Source organism: Enterobacter cloacae complex sp. Mu1197 (assembly GCF_040059225.1).
GTDB classification, from domain to species: Bacteria; Pseudomonadota; Gammaproteobacteria; order Enterobacterales; family Enterobacteriaceae; genus Enterobacter; species Enterobacter quasiroggenkampii.
In genome coordinates this window covers 3,577,021-3,595,258 of record NZ_CP157375.1, presented here as the reverse complement: position 1 = coordinate 3,595,258, position 18,238 = coordinate 3,577,021, and the positions used below count along the sequence as shown (strand labels likewise).

18 protein-coding genes, 1 other RNA gene and 1 pseudogene are annotated in these 18,238 nt (G+C 52.2%); 10 read left to right on the top strand and 10 right to left on the bottom strand.

Annotation, left to right across the window (positions count from 1 at the left end; all coding sequences use genetic code 11):
• Positions 1 to 346: 346 nt before the first annotated feature.
• The 5 genes and pseudogenes from ABFV38_RS16825 to smpB form a co-directional block, all read right to left on the bottom strand.
• The gene (locus tag ABFV38_RS16825; RefSeq protein WP_348957611.1) at positions 347 to 868 is read right to left on the bottom strand and encodes a hypothetical protein; all 522 of its coding nucleotides are present in this window, start codon (positions 866 to 868) and stop codon (positions 347 to 349) included.
• Positions 865 to 2,253, bottom strand: a complete 1,389-nt coding sequence (locus tag ABFV38_RS16820) for an AAA family ATPase (protein WP_348957610.1) — start codon at positions 2,251 to 2,253, stop codon at positions 865 to 867. The genes ABFV38_RS16825 and ABFV38_RS16820 overlap by 4 nt, the downstream gene beginning before the upstream one ends.
• A gap of 277 nt (positions 2,254 to 2,530) precedes the next feature.
• Positions 2,531 to 4,171 (bottom strand): annotated as a pseudogene (locus ABFV38_RS16815) (primase-like DNA-binding domain-containing protein); the annotation flags it as partial.
• 603 nt (positions 4,172 to 4,774) lie between these two features.
• Positions 4,775 to 5,138, bottom strand: a transfer-messenger RNA (tmRNA) gene (gene ssrA, locus ABFV38_RS16810).
• Positions 5,139 to 5,227: 89 nt separating this feature from the next.
• Positions 5,228 to 5,710 carry an SsrA-binding protein SmpB gene (smpB, locus tag ABFV38_RS16805; protein ID WP_024908331.1) on the bottom strand — a complete coding sequence of 161 codons (483 nt, stop codon included), beginning with the start codon at positions 5,708 to 5,710 and terminating at the stop codon, positions 5,228 to 5,230.
• Positions 5,711 to 5,866: 156 nt separating this feature from the next.
• On the opposite strand from smpB, the gene ABFV38_RS16800 reads away from it, so the two are divergent.
• Positions 5,867 to 6,304 (top strand): type II toxin-antitoxin system RatA family toxin, encoded by a 438-nt coding sequence (locus ABFV38_RS16800; RefSeq protein ID WP_014832955.1) that lies wholly within the window; start codon positions 5,867 to 5,869, stop codon positions 6,302 to 6,304.
• Positions 6,294 to 6,581 carry an RnfH family protein gene (locus tag ABFV38_RS16795; protein ID WP_023325903.1) on the top strand — a complete coding sequence of 96 codons (288 nt, stop codon included), beginning with the start codon at positions 6,294 to 6,296 and terminating at the stop codon, positions 6,579 to 6,581. Before ABFV38_RS16800 ends, ABFV38_RS16795 begins: the two co-directional genes overlap by 11 nt.
• Before the next feature lie 104 nt (positions 6,582 to 6,685).
• Here the strand turns inward: ABFV38_RS16795 and bamE are convergent, their stop codons facing one another.
• From bamE to nadK, 3 genes are all read right to left on the bottom strand, one after another.
• Entirely contained in the window at positions 6,686 to 7,024 is a 339-nt protein-coding gene (gene bamE, locus ABFV38_RS16790; protein ID WP_008502502.1) for an outer membrane protein assembly factor BamE, read from the bottom strand.
• 138 nt (positions 7,025 to 7,162) lie between these two features.
• The gene (gene recN / locus ABFV38_RS16785; protein WP_348957609.1) at positions 7,163 to 8,824 is read right to left on the bottom strand and encodes a DNA repair protein RecN; all 1,662 of its coding nucleotides are present in this window, start codon (positions 8,822 to 8,824) and stop codon (positions 7,163 to 7,165) included.
• Positions 8,825 to 8,909: 85 nt separating this feature from the next.
• Positions 8,910 to 9,788 carry an NAD(+) kinase gene (gene nadK / locus ABFV38_RS16780; protein ID WP_008502500.1) on the bottom strand — a complete coding sequence of 293 codons (879 nt, stop codon included), beginning with the start codon at positions 9,786 to 9,788 and terminating at the stop codon, positions 8,910 to 8,912.
• A gap of 122 nt (positions 9,789 to 9,910) precedes the next feature.
• Between nadK and grpE the strand changes: the two genes are divergently transcribed.
• Complete coding sequence (gene grpE, locus ABFV38_RS16775) at positions 9,911 to 10,504, top strand: nucleotide exchange factor GrpE (protein ID WP_008502499.1); 594 nt, start codon at positions 9,911 to 9,913, stop codon at positions 10,502 to 10,504.
• Between the two features lie 52 nt (positions 10,505 to 10,556).
• Here the strand turns inward: grpE and ABFV38_RS16770 are convergent, their stop codons facing one another.
• Entirely contained in the window at positions 10,557 to 11,843 is a 1,287-nt protein-coding gene (locus ABFV38_RS16770; RefSeq protein ID WP_045909263.1) for an HlyC/CorC family transporter, read from the bottom strand.
• An 18-nt stretch (positions 11,844 to 11,861) separates the two neighbouring features.
• A complete protein-coding gene (locus tag ABFV38_RS16765; RefSeq protein ID WP_014884879.1) occupies positions 11,862 to 12,653 on the bottom strand; it encodes an inner membrane protein YpjD in 792 nt (263 codons plus the stop codon).
• Between the two features lie 166 nt (positions 12,654 to 12,819).
• On the opposite strand from ABFV38_RS16765, the gene ffh reads away from it, so the two are divergent.
• The 7 genes from ffh to ABFV38_RS16730 all read left to right on the top strand — a co-directional run bounded on the left by ffh (position 12,820) and on the right by ABFV38_RS16730 (position 18,236).
• On the top strand, positions 12,820 to 14,181 hold the full coding sequence (ffh, locus tag ABFV38_RS16760) for a signal recognition particle protein (protein ID WP_014884878.1): 1,362 nt from the start codon (positions 12,820 to 12,822) through the stop codon (positions 14,179 to 14,181).
• Between the two features lie 116 nt (positions 14,182 to 14,297).
• Positions 14,298 to 14,546: a 30S ribosomal protein S16 gene (gene rpsP / locus ABFV38_RS16755; protein ID WP_003863133.1), complete on the top strand. Its 249-nt coding sequence runs from the start codon at positions 14,298 to 14,300 to the stop codon at positions 14,544 to 14,546.
• Positions 14,547 to 14,561: 15 nt separating this feature from the next.
• The gene (gene rimM, locus ABFV38_RS16750; protein ID WP_032640972.1) at positions 14,562 to 15,101 is read left to right on the top strand and encodes a ribosome maturation factor RimM; all 540 of its coding nucleotides are present in this window, start codon (positions 14,562 to 14,564) and stop codon (positions 15,099 to 15,101) included.
• Positions 15,102 to 15,132: 31 nt separating this feature from the next.
• The gene (gene trmD, locus ABFV38_RS16745; protein ID WP_229226514.1) at positions 15,133 to 15,900 is read left to right on the top strand and encodes a tRNA (guanosine(37)-N1)-methyltransferase TrmD; all 768 of its coding nucleotides are present in this window, start codon (positions 15,133 to 15,135) and stop codon (positions 15,898 to 15,900) included.
• Positions 15,901 to 15,943: 43 nt separating this feature from the next.
• Positions 15,944 to 16,291 (top strand): 50S ribosomal protein L19, encoded by a 348-nt coding sequence (gene rplS, locus ABFV38_RS16740; protein WP_002914145.1) that lies wholly within the window; start codon positions 15,944 to 15,946, stop codon positions 16,289 to 16,291.
• Between the two features lie 132 nt (positions 16,292 to 16,423).
• On the top strand, positions 16,424 to 16,828 hold the full coding sequence (locus ABFV38_RS16735; protein WP_111967696.1) for a DUF2946 domain-containing protein: 405 nt from the start codon (positions 16,424 to 16,426) through the stop codon (positions 16,826 to 16,828).
• 37 nt (positions 16,829 to 16,865) lie between these two features.
• Entirely contained in the window at positions 16,866 to 18,236 is a 1,371-nt protein-coding gene (locus ABFV38_RS16730) for a PepSY-associated TM helix domain-containing protein (protein WP_348957608.1), read from the top strand.
• Positions 18,237 to 18,238 lie beyond the last annotated feature (2 nt).

Below are 18,238 nucleotides of genomic sequence, written 5' to 3'. Positions count from 1 at the left end.
TTTGGTTTATTTTCATTGTGTTAGCCTGTGGATTCTTGATGAACAGTGAACACTTTACTGTTCACCGCTACAGAATCGTTATAGTCTGCTATGAGCGAGGAACGGACTTCCAACGCTACTGCTCTTAAGAATTGTGGCTACGAATTTTGCAATTCAGCGAAGTTTTCACGTAAGAGATAGTTATTGCATTCTTGCGTGATAATAGAGCCCATAAAGTAGAAGGATACAGTGACTAGTATAAACGTGGGTTGATCTATATGTTTAACTTGATAATTCGAGGAGAAATGGAAAATGAAGTGTTTTTGTATTCTTAGGAGCTCATTTTCCATAAAGTTCAATAGAATCTCTACAACTCATTGAATTCGCAAACTGGCATGACAGATAGACCGGTTTTTTTTAAAAGATGTTTCCTGATAGTTGATGACTTACTTTTCATGATATTTACTCTATTAGAACCATTGACGTTTTTCTTTGTTGGATCATAGAAATCCATATCTTCTGTGATGAATTTCACCTCATGGTTTGCATCTGTCAAACTTACCGCGGTTCTTATATACCATTTGTCCCCAGAAGAGGGGAAGCCTTTAGTTCTCAGAGCTTTCAAAATTGCCTCATGATTATTAGTAGGTATATTTATTATATTCCCTGCCTCTATGCTATATATGAGCCAGGCATTAAACCATTCAGGGCAAACTACTTTTCTCCACTCAGTTTCAATTTGCGCACCTTCATCCAGATAAATTATTTTATCATCTGCGTCAAATAATTCTAATGTTGAACCAGTTAAACTGGTTCTCTCCACTGTTAACTCAAGTACAGACTCCTGATAGAATCCTTTAAATACATTTGCATCTATAACAAGATTCATTTTTCTTCATTCCGTAATGTTTGAGATGTCTGATTATATCGAGCCTTAGCTAATGCTTTAGCCTCTTCAAGTCGTTGCGGGAAAAAACCTTCAGGCCAAGGCTGGGTAAAGTTACCTAAAGCATCTAATTCAAGTTTTATGAGTGATTTTTTATCGTCAATAAAGTGAGAGTAATAAATAACAATATCTTTTTCAGATAATAATCCAGATGCAATGTACTGCTGAAGACGAACAATTAGATGCTCACTATGCGTCTCGGCAATAATAGTTTTTTTATCTTTATACATATCAAGGAAGAAGCTTGCAAGCTCCGCTTGAGCTTTAGGGTGTAAATGTATTTCAGGCTCTTCAACGATTAATGCGCTGCCTTCATTCATATTATAACCAGCAGTTAAGACCGGGATGATCTGGCTATTTCCATAACCTACATCTGCATAGTTTTCATATTCTCTTGTAACAGGGTGTTGTATTTTTATTTCATAATGACGGTCAGAAAGATGGTTTATTTTTAAATCGGATGCAATTCCTGCCTTATTCAGCCAGTCAGATACTTTTGATATAAGATTTTTGGCTTTCTTACCACCTTTAATCTCATCCATTGCAAGTATGTTAGCCGAGTTTTCACCTGCGACACCAACTTTAGAATGTCTTTCGCCAGAATATAAATAGCTTCGAGATGGAGCAGAACGCATAGCACCCAAATATTCTAAGCCGATTAAATCTTTGTGCAAAATGTCACAAATAAAATTTAATACTCTTGTTGTATTCATTGTTTCTTCGTCAATCAATTCCTTTAGCTTATTGTTGTTGTTTAACTCATGAGACAGGAAAAGGTTTCTTGGCAAAAAGTTGAAAACCCTCATATTTTTTGATATAGAAGATCGCAATTCAGCTGGTATAACCACATTATTCAAGGTGTTAATAACGTAGTTTTCACTATCGTCGGATCTAGTAATAGTAATTACATTTTTACCACTACATTCAATGTTTATTTCTCTCAAAACAATTTCACGGAGTTTAGACCTATACTTGTACTTAAAAGTGAATAAAATTTCAGAGTTATAATCCAAGCCGGATCTTCTAAAGTAACTTAAATAAAAATTAGAGTTTGTGTTTTTAAATGTGCTTATTTTTATTTCAATGCCACGTCTTGTGATGTTTCCAAAGGTAATGTCTTTGTAAGTTCCAAAATCCCCGAGATAACCATTGAGAAGTAGTGGGATATTATTATCATAACTCTGAAGTGTCTGTGAAAGTATTCTCGGGATAGCTAAGGCTGAAGATTTTCCAGAGTTGTTTGGGCCGACAATTAAAGTTATAGGCCTAATGTCCATATCTATATATTCGAATGCTTTGAAATTCTTCGAAGAGATGTTGCTAATCATTTGTGTTCCTTTTCTTTAAACAGAAAAATCTCACTTTAAAGTAACCCTCAGTAAAGTGAAATTCATATAGTTTCAGACTGTAGGTATGTTTTTGTAAGTACAATATTTATACGAAAAATCTTAAAAAGCAATGGTCTTCTCTATAAAGTTAGCTATCCCCGTTTCTGGTACTGAGCGGCCTGATAACTTTTGATGTTAAAAAGCCTCATCTGGGAAAGCTGTTCAATCTGGCCGTAGCGCAGGCCAAAAAAGACCGGCATTAGCCGGTCAGAGTAGTCTATTTCGCGGTAGGTTCGTCGCACTTCGGCATCCAGTCGCTGTTGCTTTCCTCTTTCAGCGTGAGGTTAGTTTGCATGCCCTGATTCGTCCTGCGCTTGTCATAATTCAGGCCGTATTCTTTGAGCATGGCTGACAACCCCTTGCCGAACATGGTGAGGCTCAGCGTGTTTTTATACCCGTGCGCCTCCATGTAGACCAGATAGGCATGATACAGATAAACACGAGTCTGACGTGGCACGATATTAGCATTTCCCATATACATTCCGTCTGCATCCGGCAGCGCTTTCAGATACCCGCAAAAATCAAACGCTGGATCGGCATCGCGCTTGATGCTGAGTGCCTCGCCGGAGTTCTGCTGAGACTGAAGCAGCGTGCGGGCTGTCATCGGATCGCCGAACCGCTGCATAAGCTGGCGCACAATAACCGCCAGCTCGCGGGCGATTTTGTCTTTCAGGTGCGGGTCGCGCTCCGCCGGGGCTATCTGCTCCGGGAAGTGGATAATCACCCGGCGACGGGACACGCCCCCGCTGCGGTCGGTGAAGCGCATCGGGTTATTGTTCACCGCCAGAATCACCGCCGGAATGTGCGTGGAATACGCATCGCGGTATTTCGGGTCAACCGACACGGCATCGCACCCGGTGATGGCCTTGAGTCCTGCCCCGTCCCCACTCCATTTCTCCTGGTCAGGCAGGCGGATGAGTGAGAAGCCTATCAGCGCTTCGCGCTCGCGTGGCGATTCCAGCGTCCCGATGGTCGCCGACGTGGCGTTGTCCTCGCCTGCGTGCATGGTCGCAATCTCGGCCAGAATACTCTTTCCGCTTCCCCCTGGCCCCGTCACTTCGAGAAAGAGCTGACAGTCGTAGCGGTTCACCAGCACCATAAACAGCGCGGCCAGAATTACGTCGCGTTTTTCTGGTCTGCTACCGGCAGCACGGTCGAGCCAGCGCCAGAAATTCGGGGCATGGGTTTCCAGCGTTTCCCCCTCGACCGGCGGAGTAAAATCCACGTCGCACAGCGTGCGCAGCCAGTGCGATTTATGATGCGGGCTAAAAGTACCGGTGGCGGTATCGAGTACGCCGTTACCAAAACCAATCAGACGGCGTGCCGGTGCGTCCTGCTGCGGAATAATCAGCTTCAGCGTCTCCACCACTGAGGTGATTCTCCCCGACGAGAACGAGGCGCGCAGGCGCTGGAAAAGCCCGGCTACGTCGCGTTCCAAACTGGACGGCTGAACGACTTTCCATATCCCTGCTTCATAACGGGACAGGAGCTGGCCGTTCGCATCCACCGCCAGTGCTTCGCCGTAATGCTCATGCACCCGCAGAGCCTTGTCGCTGGCGCTCATGGCGGTAAATTCCGCCTCGCTAATGGTGTCGAACGGACTTTGTACTGGTGGCCGGATGGCATCATAAATCGCTTTTCGGGTGGCCTCCCCGCCATTCTGCATAAACGCATCATTCCAGTCACAGAACACCGGCGGCAGGGCAACAACGCCCTCACAGGTTTCTGCGGCCGTGGCGGCTTTTGTCTGACCATCGCCGTTAAGGTCACGGTCAGCAGCGAGGACAATCTGACAGGCCGGGTGTTTCTGACGGGCAAGGCTAGCCAGAGAAAGGAGGTTCACGGACGACAGCGCCAGCCGGATAGCGCTTCGAGTTGTGTATCCAGACTTTTCCCGGTAGTGGACACACGGGCGTATGGGCTCCCTTTATGCCCCATCAGACGGTTCAAGTATTCATCCGTTGCGTTCAGCATTACCAATTTATCTCGAAAAGCATGTCTGAAAGTATAGAGCGTCGAAGCAGTCGTTAACTCCAGCTTGTTGCAGAGGTTTCTGTTTAACCATTCACCAGGTTTGTGTGAGTGATAGCCTTTTTATCGCCTTGATTTCAGGGAACAATCTGCCGTTGCCTCCTGTTAAAGCTTTGATATCCTCAACGAAGCTAATAAACCTAAATCGATCAGGCACTTATGTAGAGGAATATAACGTAAGGCATTAGGTGTTTTGAGCCGTTGTTCAGTAAGGCTGGCACGCTGAAAGCTTGCTGTTTGCAGGCTCAGTCTGTATTCGATTGCATTGCCCTCAGATACGAAACGCTTCTTGAACCACCAGGTGTGGTTACGCTTATAGAGGTAATGGGGGATACTGTTTGATGGCATATGGTACACTCCTAAGTCACAGTTGTGCCACACGCCCAAAGAAAAACGGCCTGAAACTCTAAGAGAATCAGACCATTATATTTGGTGGAGCTGGCGGGAGTTGAACCCGCGTCCGAAATTTCTACATCCTCGGTACTACATGCTTAGTTTGTCTTTACATTCGCACGCCAGCTGCGGACAGACACGCCACTAACGAACTAGCCTGATTAGTTTTAACGCTTCAACCCCAGGCAGGGCTTCCACGCGATCTCTTTTGGGTTTGACCTCTCTTTGATCCCCGTCTTAAGAGCGGAAGCTAGGGAGAGAGGGCTCAGAGCAGGTTATTAAGCTGCTAAAGCGTAGTTTTCGTCGTTTGCGACTATTTTTTTGCGGCTTTTAACGAGGCAAACCGCCCCTCGGCATGCACCTTGGGTTTCGCAAATCCCGTCGAATCCAGAATCAGCCCCAATAGTGTTGAACTGAGTATACCAGATTTCACTTCCTGGATACCAGCCCGGAACGCTAACTAATTGAATAGTACAATAAGTGTGCAGAATCAACGTCCTGCGTTTTTCATAATGCGCGCTTTGTCGAGCTGCCATTCACGCTCTTTCAGGTCAGTACGTTTGTCGTGCTGTTTTTTACCCTTCGCGACGCCAATTTTCACTTTGCACCAGGCGTTTTTCCAGTACAGCGACAGGGCGACCACGGTGAAACCTTCGCGGTTGATGCGTCCGTAGAGGGATTCCAGCTCACGCTTGTTCAGCAGCAATTTGCGCGTGCGCGTTGGGTCACACACGTAGTGTGAAGAGGCGACGGTCAGCGGCGTAAAGTTCGCGCCGAACAGGAAGGCTTCGCCATCTTTCAGGATCACGTAGCTATCGCCAATGTTGGCTTTCCCGGCGCGCAGCGATTTTACTTCCCAGCCCTGCAACGCAAGGCCAGCTTCGAATTCTTCTTCAATGAAATACTCGTGGCGAGCACGCTTGTTGAGCGCAATGGTCGCCGAGCCTGGTTTATGTGCTTTTTTCTTCGTCATAAGTGTCGTAAAGCCGTCGGTAATCTGATTTCAAAAAGTCACCTCATTGCGTCCTGTGAGGTCTAACGCGCTATCTTAGCACGAGATGAGGCTTAGCGTTTTTTTAACAGGTGATAAATGTTATTATTTGTCCGTTGTGTGACCATGGGAAATGCTATGCCTCAGATTAGCCGTACTGCGCTTGTGCCTTACAGCGCGGAACAAATGTATCAGTTAGTGAACGATGTTCAGTCTTATCCAGAGTTTATTCCGGGATGCACCGGGAGCCGCGTTCTGGAGTCCGGTCCGACGCAGATGACCGCTGCGGTGGATGTCTCCAAAGCGGGGATCAGCAAGACGTTCACCACCCGTAATACGCTGACGAGCAATCAGAGTATTTTGATGCATCTGGTGGATGGTCCCTTTAAGACCCTGATGGGGGGCTGGAAGTTTACGCCGCTGAGCGCTGACGCCTGCCGCATTGAGTTCCATCTGGACTTCGAGTTCACCAATAAGCTGATTGAGCTGGCGTTTGGCCGCATCTTTAAAGAGCTGGCATCGAATATGGTTCAGGCGTTCACCACCCGCGCCAAAGAGGTTTACAGTGTCGCATAAGATTGCTGTAGAAGTGGTGTACGCGCTGCCGGAGAAGCAGTATCTGCAGCGCGTGACGCTGGAAGAGGGGGCGACCGTTGAGGAGGCCATCCGTGCTTCCGGCATCCTCGAGCTTCGCAGCGATATTGACCTGGCGAAGAATAAGGTCGGGATTTACAGCCGTCCGGTGAAGCTCGGCGATGTGCTGAAAGAGGGCGACCGGGTGGAGATTTATCGTCCGCTGATTGCCGACCCGAAAGAGCTGCGTCGTCAGCGCGCGGAGAAGGCCAGTAAATAGCGCTTTCTTCCCCTCACCCTGACCCTCTCCCCAAAGGGGCGAGGGGATCAACACAAAACAAAAAAGGTGCTCAATGAGCACCTTTTTGCTTTTCTGACACCGGATTATTTGGTCAGGGCAGGCTTGTTGTCGATGTTGGTCAACACACCGGCGCTGCTGAAGGTCAGCGTCAGGGTCTGCTGGGTCGCATCTTCATGGCCCGGCTTCTGACGGAATACATAGAACCAGGTGTTAGTGCCGAACGGATCGGACATCATCGGGGTTCCCAGTGCATAAGCGACCTGCTGTTGTGTCATCCCCACGCGGATTTTGGACACATCGTTAGGGGTAAGGTAGTTCCCCTGGTTGATGTCAGGACGGTAAACCACTTTCTCCAGAGTGGAACAGCCTGCGGTCAACATCAGAAGAACCGCTGCGGCAGCGGTCAGCATTTTACAACGCATAGTGATTTGATTCCTTTTCGGGCCCGAGCAGAACGCGGCTCATATGTAATATGCCGATGATAATAGACCTTGCCCCACTTTGAAACCGGTCTGGCGGCGTTTTTGTTGTTCTGTATGACCCTGAGATCCCGAAAAAGTTTATGCCGCCAGCAGTTCTTTCGCGTTCGCGAGCGTGTTACGCGTGACTTCGCTGCCGCCGAGCAGGCGTGCCAGCTCCTGCAGACGCGCACGTTTATCCAGCGGCTTCATGTGCGTTTCGGTCATTTCACCGTCGGTTTCTTTGCTGACGATAAAGTGATGATGGCCACAGCCCGCGACCTGCGGCAGGTGGGTGACACACATCACCTGCGTGGATTCGCCGAGCTGGCGCAGCAGTTTACCCACTACCGCCGCCGTCGGGCCGCTGATGCCGACATCCACTTCATCGAAAATCAGCGCCGGGGTGTCCATTTTACGCGCGGTGATCACCTGAATCGCCAGCGCAATACGTGACAGTTCACCGCCGGAGGCCACTTTGGAGATCGCCTGCAGCGGCTGCCCCGGGTTGGTGGTGACGCGGAATTCGATGCGATCCGCACCTTCCGCCGTCAGGTTATTCTCTTCAAAGCGAACGTCAATGGTGAAGACGCCATGCGGCATCGCCAGCGTGTGCATGCTGTCGGTAATGTGCTGGCTTAACTCCTGAGCATAGTGCTGACGAATTTCATGCAGCTTTTGCGCCGTCGCCAGCGCCTGTTCATGATGCAGGCTCACCGCCAGAGAGAGGGTTTCCAGCGAGTCAGCCTGATCATCAAGCTGCTGCTGCTCGTCCAGCAGAGACTGATAGTAGCCCGGCAGCTCTTCCGGCGTAACGTGGTGCTTGCGCGCCAGCGAGATCTGACGGGAGATACGCTGTTCCAGCTCAAACAGACGGTTCGGGTCGAGATCCAGACGCTCACAATAGTGACGCAGTTCGTCACCGGCTTCAGAGATCTGAATGGCCGCCTCTTCCAGCATATCCAGCACGCCAGACAGTTTGCTGTCCATGCCGACCAGTTCGGTAAGCAGCTGACGGACGTTATACAGCTGGCTCTGCAGGTTCACGTCTTCGCCATCCGCGAGCAGGTTGAGCGCATTCTGGCTGGTTGAGAGCAGATGTCCGCTGTTCGCCAGGCGCTTGTACTCTTCGTCGATTTGCTCAAACTCACCCGCCTGCGGGTTAAATTCGTTCAGCTCTTTGAGCTGGTATTCCAGCAGCTCCGCACGGGCGGCGCGCTCCTGGCTTTGCTGTTGGTGCTGAGCAAGCTCGCGGCAGCTCTGATGCCACTGGCGATAGTGCTCCGCCATAAGCTGAGTAAGCGCGTACTCACCCGCATAGCCATCCAGCAGCGCTTTCTGCTGTTCGGGTTTAACGAGTTGCTGATGCGCGTGCTGACCGTGGATCTGGATAAGCAACTGACCGAGTTCACGAAGCTGGGAGAGCGGGACCGCCGTGCCGTTGATAAAGCCGCGTGAGCGGCCGTCGCTGCTGATCACGCGGCGAAGTAAACACTCACGTCCATCTTCAAGCTGGTTCTGCTCCAGCCAGCGCTGAGCTGCAGGGGTGTCTTTCAGGGAGAAGCGGGCGCACAGGTCGGCACGGTTTGCGCCCATGCGCACCATGTCGCCCTCGGCGCGGCCGCCAAGGCACAAGCCGAGGGCATCAATGGCAATGGATTTACCCGCACCGGTTTCCCCGGTGATCGCCGTCATGCCGCTGTGGAAATCGATCTCAAGCTCACGAACAATGGCAAAGTTGCTGATGGTCAGTTGTGCCAGCATAATTGTTTTCCTGTATGAAAAACCATGACTGTGTTTTCATACAGTATAAACTGGTTTTTTATACAGTAAAGTACTGGATGCTAAATCAGAACAATTTTTTTGACCAGCCAAGCTTCGAACTTAATGTATTGAAATAGCTGTAATCTTTCGGGTGAATCAAATTCAGGTGGTAATCACACCGGCGAATAAGCACATCTTCACCTTCCTGGATCGGCAGCGCAATCTGGCTGTCGCAGCTGATCTCCAGGTCGTTACGACGGTGCGAGAAGCGCAGACGGATCGTGCTGTCGCCGTTGATCACCAGCGGGCGGGCGGAGAGCGTGTGCGGGAACATCGGCACCAGGGTAATGGCATCCAATGAGGGCGTCAGAATCGGGCCGCCGGCAGACAGCGAGTAGGCGGTTGAACCGGTCGGTGTCGAGATAATCAGCCCGTCAGAACGCTGGGAGAAGGCAAAGATTTCGTCGATATAGACTTCGAACTCAATCATGTGCGCCACTTTACCGGGGTGAAGAACCACCTCGTTAATCGCGGTGCTGATGCGCTTCTGGCAGTCCTGCTGGCACACCTGCGCTTCCAGTAAAAAACGTTTTTCGCTGATATAGTGGCCTTCCAGCACGTCGGCCAGCTGCTGCTGCGCATTGTCCGGGTCGAGGTCGGTTAAAAAACCGAGATTGCCACGGTTGATGCCGATGACCTTGATGTCATAACGCGCCAGCGTGCGGGCCGCGCCGAGCATGTTGCCGTCGCCGCCCACCACCACCGCGAGATCGGCCTGTTGACCAATTTCCGCCAGCGTGCCGGTTTTGACGCTCTTCAGCTGCAGCTCCTGGGCAATCTGCTGCTCGACCATCACTTCATAGCCTTTGCTACACAACCAGCGATACAACATTTCATGTGTCGTTAGTGCGGTAGGGTGACGCGGATGCCCGACGATCCCAATACACCTGAAATGATTATTCATTTTCTGGAGGTCCTTGTGCCTGATGAATGATGACAATCTGTCTTGTTCCCTTGAATCCCGGAAACTGATCCCCATAATAAGCGAAGTTAGCGAGATGAATGCAGAAAAACGCGGAGAAATTCATGAGTAGTAAAGAACAGAAAACGCCTGAGGGGCAAGCCCCTGAAGAAATTATCACGGAACAGCACGATGAAGTTGAGGCTGTAGAGCCAGACGCATCTGCTGAGCAGGTGGACCCGCGCGATGAAAAAATTGCGAATCTGGAAGCCCAGCTGGTAGAAGCACAGAATCGCGAACGCGACAGTGTTCTGCGCATCAAGGCCGAAATGGAAAACCTGCGTCGCCGTACCGAGCAGGACGTTGAGAAGGCGCATAAATTTGCGCTGGAGAAATTCGTCAACGAACTGCTGCCGGTCATCGATAGCCTCGATCGTGCGCTGGAAGTGGCTGACAAAGCGAATCCGGACAACGCCGCAATGATCGAAGGTATCGAACTGACGCTGAAATCCATGCTCGACGTGGTGCGTAAGTTTGGCGTGGAAGTGATTGCCGATACCGACGTTCCGCTGGATCCAAACGTTCACCAGGCGATTGCGATGGTTGAATCTGAAGAGATTGAAGCCGGTAAAGTGCTGGGCGTAATGCAGAAAGGTTACACCCTGAACGGCCGTACCATTCGCGCGGCGATGGTAACCGTGGCGAAAGCGAAAGCGTAATTCGCTATCCGTAGTGCCGGGTAGCGGCGTTCGCCTTACCCGGCCTATAACCTTACTCCGCGATACTTTCGCGCAGGGGTTTAACGGGCAGGACTTTCACCTGCTTGATCATATTGTCCTGCACGTCCAGGATATCAATATCGTACTGCTCAATGCGCACCCGCGTGCCCGCGGCCGGGATCTCTTCCAGCGCTTCCAGAATCATCCCGTTAATGGTGCGAGCCTCATCTTCCGGCAAATGCCAGTTAAAGGCTTTGTTGAGTTCACGAATGTTTGCGCTTCCGTCAATCAGCACCGAGCCGTCGTTTTGCGGGGTGACCTCTTCCGCGAGGGAAGGCGACATTGAGGTGGTAAAGTCCCCGACAATCTCTTCCAGAATATCTTCGACCGTCACCAGCCCCTGAATATCGCCGTACTCGTTGACCACCAGGCCGACCTTCTTCTTGTTACGCTGGAATTTCACCAACTGCGTGCTGAGCGGCGTTCCTTCCGGCACGTAGTAAATCTCGTCGGCGGCGCGCAGCATCACCTCTTTGGTGAACTCTTTTTTCTCGGTCATCAGACGGTAGGCTTCGCGCACGCGGAGCATGCTGATGGCGTCATCCAGCGAGTCGCGGTACAGCACAATGCGCCCGTGCGGAGAGTGCGTCAGCTGGCGAACGATGGCTTTCCAGTCGTCATTAATGTCGATACCGACGATTTCGTTACGCGGCACCATGATGTCGTTCACGCTCACCTTTTCCAGATCCAGCACCGACAGGAGCATGTCCTGATTGCGCCGGGAGATCTGCGAGCGGGATTCATTCACGATAGTGCGCAATTCCTCTTTGCTGAGTGCGCTGCTGATGGTGACGTCGGCTTTGATTCCCACCATCCGCATCAGGACGCGCGTCACCATGTTCAGCAGCCAGACCAGCGGCATCATCAGGATCTGCAGCGGTGCCAGCAGGAAGCTGCTCGGGTAGGCGACCTTCTCCGGGTAAAGTGCGGCGATGGTTTTCGGCAGCACTTCGGCAAACACCAGCACCACGAACGTCAGCACGCCGGTGGCAATCGCCACCCCGGCGTTACCGTACAGGCGCATCCCGACAATGGTGCCGAGGGCGGAGGCCAGAATGTTGACGAGGTTGTTGCCGATAAGCACCAGGCTAATCAGGCGATCCGGCTTGCGGAGCAGTTTTTCAACGCGACGGGCGGCACGGTTACCCTGTTTAGCACGATGACGTAACCGGTAGCGGTTTAAGGTCATCATGCCGGTTTCCGAGCCGGAGAAATAGGCGGAGATGACCACCATGACGATCAGCGTAACGATCAGCGTGGTGGTAGAGATGTGTTCCAGGGGGAACTCCTTTGTTTCTTAGCCAGCAAATTGCTGTATGAAGCGGCTGCCAAAATAGGCAAGGGTGAGAATGCCCGCACCCGCGACGTTGAACCAGACCACGCGACGACCGCGCCAGCCTTCATGATAATGGCCCCATAACAGGACAATATAGACAAACCACGCGATGATGGAGAGCACCGCTTTATCGATATTCTCCACGCTGAACAGGTTCTTCATGTAAAACAGGCCCGTGCAGAGCGTGAGCGTCAGCAGCACCACCCCCACCTGGGTGATATGGAACATCTTACGCTCAATGACCATTAGCGGCGGCATTTCATGGTTAAAGGCCAGCTTTTTGTTTTTCAGCTGGTAGTCAATCCAGGCGAGCTGCATGGCGTAAAGCGCGGCGATAATCAGCGTCGCGTAGGCAAAGAGCGACAGGCCGATGTGCACCAGCATCCCCGGCGTCGCCTCCAGATGCGTAATGAACTCATTAGGCATAAAGGTGGCGAGGGCCAGATTGATCAGCGCGAAAGTGTAGACAATCGGCAGCAGCAGCCAGCCGCGATTTTTAGACGCGACGATGGTCATTACCGTACAGATCATCAGGCTGACCAGCGAGCCGACGTTGAGGACGCTCAGGTTTTGCACGCTGCCGTCGCCGGGAATGATGCGTGATTCCAGCGCAAAGGCGTGGCTAATCAGTGCGATGACCGCAGAAAGAATAGCCATGCGCCGCCAGCCGCTGTTTTTTTGCAGCAGTCCGGGAACGATCAGCGCGAGGCTGACAGAGTAGGCAACAAGGGCGATCAGTGCGAAAACAGGCATATAGGCATCGACAGTTGTCTTAATAAGAAAGAGAAGCAGTATAACGTTACGTGACGCCTGCTCCAACCGTTGCATAACAACAAAGGCGCCTTCATGTTATACTCCGGCAAAATTCTGTGTATGTGTCGCTCATGGCGGCCCAACGTTTCTACTCAGGCGAGAGACAATGTTTGATAATTTAACCGATCGTTTGTCGCGCACGCTGCGCAACATCAGCGGCCGCGGACGCCTTACTGAAGAGAACATCAAGGAAACGCTGCGCGAAGTGCGCATGGCGCTGCTGGAAGCAGACGTCGCGTTGCCGGTTGTTCGTGATTTTATCAACCGCGTTAAAGAGAAGGCGGTTGGTCATGAAGTTAACAAGAGCCTGACCCCGGGTCAGGAGTTCGTCAAAATCGTTCGTAATGAACTGGTTTCGGCGATGGGCGAAGAGAACCAGGTGCTTAACCTGGCCGCTCAGCCACCGGCCGTGGTGCTGATGGCAGGCCTGCAGGGTGCGGGTAAAACCACCAGCGTCGGTAAGCTGGGTAAATTCCTGCGCGAAAAGCACAAGAAAAAAGTGCTGGTGGTCTCTGCGGACGTCTATCGCCCGGCGGCGATCAAGCAGCTGGAAACCCTGGCAGAGCAGGTTGGCGTGGATTTCTTCCCGTCCGACGTGGCGCAGAAGCCTGTCGACATCGTTAACGCCGCGCTGAAAGAGGCGAAGCTGAAATTCTACGACGTGCTGCTGGTGGATACCGCCGGTCGTCTGCACGTTGACGAAGCGATGATGGACGAGATCAAGCAGGTGCATGCCTCTATCAACCCGGTAGAGACCCTGTTTGTTGTCGACGCCATGACCGGTCAGGATGCCGCGAATACCGCGAAAGCGTTTAACGAAGCGCTGCCGTTAACCGGCGTGGTGCTGACCAAGGTGGACGGTGACGCCCGCGGCGGTGCGGCCCTTTCGATTCGCCACATTACCGGCAAGCCGATCAAGTTCCTTGGCGTGGGCGAAAAAACCGAAGCGCTGGAGCCGTTCCACCCGGATCGTATTGCCTCCCGTATCCTTGGCATGGGCGACGTGCTGTCGCTGATCGAAGATATCGAGAGCAAGGTTGACCGCGCGCAGGCCGAGAAGCTGGCCAGCAAGCTGAAAAAAGGCGACGGTTTCGATCTCACCGACTTCCTTGAGCAGCTGCGTCAGATGAAAAACATGGGCGGCATGGCCAGCCTGATGGGCAAACTGCCGGGCATGGGCCAGATCCCTGACAACGTGAAAGCGCAGATGGATGACAAGGTGCTGGTGCGTATGGAGGCGATCATCAACTCGATGACGCTGAAAGAACGCGCTAACCCGGACATCATCAAAGGTTCCCGTAAACGCCGTATCGCAGCCGGTTGCGGCATGCAGGTGCAGGACGTTAACCGCCTTCTGAAACAGTTCGACGACATGCAGCGCATGATGAAGAAAATGAAGAAAGGCGGCATGGCGAAGATGATGCGCGGCATGAAAGGGATGATGCCTCCCGGTTTTCCAGGGCGTTAATCGCTTTTGAGATTGCTTTTTGCCCGAAAATGAGTAAAATTTTCGGGCTTTTAATATGACACCCGGGCTCCGTTCCTCGATGGGGCCCGGTTGTTTTATTCACACAAGAGGATGTTATGGTAACTATTCGTTTAGCACGTCACGGCGCTAAAAAGCGTCCGTTCTACCAGGTTGTTGTGACTGACAGCCGTAATGCACGCAACGGTCGCTTCATCGAGCGCGTTGGTTTCTTCAACCCACTGGCCGCTGGCGCAGAAGAAGAAACTCGTCTGGATCTGGATCGTATCGCTCACTGGGTTGGCCAGGGCGCTACTGTTTCCGATCGCGTTGCTACGCTGATCAAAGCAGCAAACAAAGCAGCTTAATCTGTCACGGTGGTCATGATGAGCAATAAAGCACCTGTTGAACCGATCGTATTGGGAAAAATGGGTTCTTGCTACGGTATCCGTGGTTGGCTCAGAGTGTTTTCCTCCACTGAAGACGCTGATAGCATTTTTGATTACCAGCCCTGGTTTATCCAGAAAGGCGGTAAGTGGGAAGAGGTCGAGCTGGAAAGCTGGCGTCACCACAATCAGGACATCATCATCAAGCTGAAAGGCATTGACGATCGTGATGCCGCGAATGCGCTGACTAATTGTGAAATTGTCGTGGATTCGTCGCAGTTGCCACAGCTGGAAGAGGGCGACTACTACTGGAAAGACCTTATGGGTTGCCAGGTAGTCACTACCGAAGGCTACAGCCTGGGGAAAGTCATCGATATGATGGAAACCGGGTCGAATGACGTTCTCGTCATTAAGGCAAACCTGAAAGATGCATTTGGCATCAAGGAGCGGTTGGTCCCGTTCCTCGATGGACAGGTTATCAAGAAAGTCGATCTCACTACTCAAACCATTGAAGTAGATTGGGATCCTGGTTTTTAAATTCTCCGGATAAACGGTAAAAGACGGCGCTATGTGGATTGGCATAATTAGCCTGTTTCCTGAAATGTTCCGCGCGATTACCGATTACGGGGTAACTGGCCGGGCAGTAAAGAATGGCCTGCTGAGCATCCAGAGCTGGAGTCCTCGTGACTTTACTCATGACCGGCACCGTACCGTGGACGATCGTCCTTACGGCGGCGGACCGGGGATGCTAATGATGGTGCAACCCTTACGGGACGCCATTCACACAGCAAAAGCCGCGGCAGGTGAAGGCGCAAAGGTGATTTATCTGTCACCTCAGGGACGCAAGCTTGATCAAGCGGGCGTGAGCGAACTGGCGACGAATCAAAAGCTGATTCTGGTCTGTGGGCGCTACGAAGGGATAGATGAGCGCGTAATTCAAACCGAGATTGACGAAGAATGGTCTATCGGCGATTACGTTCTCAGCGGTGGTGAGTTACCGGCAATGACGCTGATTGACTCCGTCGCCCGGTTTATTCCGGGTGTTCTGGGCCATGAAGCTTCGGCAACGGAAGATTCCTTTGCCGATGGGTTGCTGGACTGTCCACACTATACTCGTCCTGAAGTGTTAGAAGGGATGGAGGTCCCGGCAGTGTTACTGTCTGGAAACCATGCCGAGATACGTCGCTGGCGTTTGAAGCAGTCGCTGGGCCGAACCTGGCTTAGAAGACCTGAACTTCTGGAAAACCTGGCTCTGACTGAAGAGCAAGCAAAGTTGCTGGCCGAGTTCAAATCTGAACACGCGCAACAGCAGCATGAACATGATGGGAATGCGTAATACGCTCCCGAATATCAGTTTACCCAGGATAAGAGATTAAATTATGAGCAACATTATTAAGCAACTTGAACAAGAGCAGATGAAGCAGGACGTACCTTCCTTCCGTCCAGGTGACACCGTGGAAGTGAAAGTATGGGTTGTTGAAGGTTCCAAAAAACGTCTGCAGGCATTCGAGGGCGTGGTTATCGCTATTCGTAACCGCGGTCTGCACTCTGCATTCACTGTTCGTAAAATTTCCAACGGCGAAGGCGTTGAGCGTGTCTTCCAGACTCACTCTCCGGTAGTTGACAGCATTGCTGTTAAACGTCGTGGTGCTGTACGTAAAGCTAAACTGTACTACCTGCGTGAGCGTACTGGTAAGTCTGCTCGTATTAAAGAGCGTCTGAACTAAGATTCGCTTAAGCGACATCCTGTTAGAAAGGGCTGGCCGAAAGGCTGGCCCTTTTTTTATTCCATCGCACCTCTCGCGTTAACCCTTTCGTCATAAATCATTTACAATGCTTGCCTCTTGAATGGAGGGGACGTGGATAACGTACTGCATCAGCCTGACCGGAAACGCGCAGCGGCATTGACCGCGCTGTTCGCGATCCTGCTGATCGTGGTAGCACCCCTTATCTCCGTTTCGCTGCAGAAAGATCCCATGAGCGCCATGCCGGGCATGCATCATGACATGAGCATGATGTCGATGGACGAGCATCACGGCGATATGCCGCACACGATGCCTGTCGACCATGCGGAAGCGTGCGGCTACTGCGTGCTGTTAGCGCATGTCCCTGGCGTAATGCTGGCGCTCATCGTCCTGCTCAGCGTGGTGCTGCAGAGGCTTCGCATTAAGCCGCCGCGTCAGGCGGTCAACCACTGGCACTTCTTCCCCTGGCTTTACCCTGATACCCGCGCGCCGCCGCGGCAGTCTGCTTTTTCCCAATAAAAATTATCGATAACTTTTTGCCTTAAAAAGGAAAAGTATGACTACCTGCACCTTGCGCGCGGCATGGGGAAACCTGCTGCGTCGCCTTCATTTCTACGTTGGGCTGTTTGTCGGCCCGTTTATCTTCTTTGCCGCGCTGACCGGGACGCTGTATGTGGCGACCCCACAGCTGGAAAACGCACTCTACCGGCACGCGCTCCACGCGGATTCCGTGGGCGAGCCGCAGCCTCTGGCGGAACAAATCGCCGTGGCGGAAAAAACCGTTGGATCAGATTTACGTTTGCACGCCGTTCGTCCGGGGCTGGTTGCGGGCGAAACCACCCGCGTGATGTTCGGTGACCCGAAGCTTGGGCCATCGGAGAACCGGGCTATCTTTATCGATCCGGTGAGCCTGGCGGTGCTGGGAGATCTGACGGTATACGGCACCAGCGGGATTTTACCTCTGCGTCAGACTATTGATTACCTGCATACGTCCCTGATGCTGGGCGACATTGGGCGCCTCTACAGCGAGCTTGCGGCCTCGTGGATGTGGGTTGCCGCGCTGGGCGGTATTGCCCTGTGGTTTTATACCCGACCCAAAAGACGGATCAACAATCGCTTCCAGAACCGGCGTCGGGTGCACGTGACGCTGGGCTGGGTTCTGCTGGGAGGAATGCTGCTGTTCTCCGCAACCGGCCTGACCTGGTCCCAGTGGGCTGGCGGGAACGTGGATAAGCTGCGTGCAGAGATGAACTGGCTCACCCCGCAGGTGAACACGACGCTATCCGGCCAACATGAGGTTATGGATGAACATGCCGAACATCGTGGTCATCACGGCGGAATGGTGATGCCGGAAATGGCGATGGATTTGACGCAGTTTGACGGGGTGTTAAGCGCGGCACGTCACGCGGGGATTGATGCCAGCAAGCTGGAGATCCGCCCGGCGAAAACGAGGGATCGTGCCTGGACCGTGACGGAAATCGATCGCAGCTGGCCGACCCAGGTGGACGCCGTGGCGGTTGATCCCCATACGATGCAGGTCCTGGACAGAACCCGATTCGAGGATTTTCCGTTAATGGCAAAACTGACCCGCTGGGGCGTGGATTTCCATATGGGGATCTTATTCGGCCTGGCAAATCAGCTGCTGCTCGTGGCGTTCGGCCTCGCCCTGTGCGTGCTCATCATCTGGGGATATCGTATGTGGTGGATGCGTCGTCCTGCGCAATCGGCAGTGAGTCCGGTACAGACGCTGTGTCAGAGCTGGCTGGCGCTGTCAGGATGGGGAAGAGGCGTTACGGCGATGGTTAGCCTGCTGCTGGGGCTGTGCTTGCCCGTTATGGGCGTGAGTCTGGCGCTGTTTGTTCTGGTGGACTGGCTTCGCTGGCGAGCGGCAACCAGGATGACGCTCGCCGATTCATCCGCTAAATAACC

Coding starts and splice junctions, on each gene's coding strand:
- ABFV38_RS16820 (WP_348957610.1), bottom strand. CDS start 2,253: ATGATTAGCAACATCTCTTCGAAGAATTTCAAAGCATTCGAATATATA.
- rpsP (WP_003863133.1), top strand. CDS start 14,298: ATGGTAACTATTCGTTTAGCACGTCACGGCGCTAAAAAGCGTCCGTTC.
- ABFV38_RS16730 (WP_348957608.1), top strand. CDS start 16,866: ATGACTACCTGCACCTTGCGCGCGGCATGGGGAAACCTGCTGCGTCGC.
- ABFV38_RS16800 (WP_014832955.1), top strand. CDS start 5,867: ATGCCTCAGATTAGCCGTACTGCGCTTGTGCCTTACAGCGCGGAACAA.
- ffh (WP_014884878.1), top strand. CDS start 12,820: ATGTTTGATAATTTAACCGATCGTTTGTCGCGCACGCTGCGCAACATC.
- rimM (WP_032640972.1), top strand. CDS start 14,562: ATGATGAGCAATAAAGCACCTGTTGAACCGATCGTATTGGGAAAAATG.
- smpB (WP_024908331.1), bottom strand. CDS start 5,710: ATGACGAAGAAAAAAGCACATAAACCAGGCTCGGCGACCATTGCGCTC.
- grpE (WP_008502499.1), top strand. CDS start 9,911: ATGAGTAGTAAAGAACAGAAAACGCCTGAGGGGCAAGCCCCTGAAGAA.
- recN (WP_348957609.1), bottom strand. CDS start 8,824: ATGCTGGCACAACTGACCATCAGCAACTTTGCCATTGTTCGTGAGCTT.
- ABFV38_RS16765 (WP_014884879.1), bottom strand. CDS start 12,653: ATGCCTGTTTTCGCACTGATCGCCCTTGTTGCCTACTCTGTCAGCCTC.
- trmD (WP_229226514.1), top strand. CDS start 15,133: ATGTGGATTGGCATAATTAGCCTGTTTCCTGAAATGTTCCGCGCGATT.
- ABFV38_RS16825 (WP_348957611.1), bottom strand. CDS start 868: ATGAATCTTGTTATAGATGCAAATGTATTTAAAGGATTCTATCAGGAG.
- rplS (WP_002914145.1), top strand. CDS start 15,944: ATGAGCAACATTATTAAGCAACTTGAACAAGAGCAGATGAAGCAGGAC.
- nadK (WP_008502500.1), bottom strand. CDS start 9,788: ATGAATAATCATTTCAGGTGTATTGGGATCGTCGGGCATCCGCGTCAC.
- bamE (WP_008502502.1), bottom strand. CDS start 7,024: ATGCGTTGTAAAATGCTGACCGCTGCCGCAGCGGTTCTTCTGATGTTG.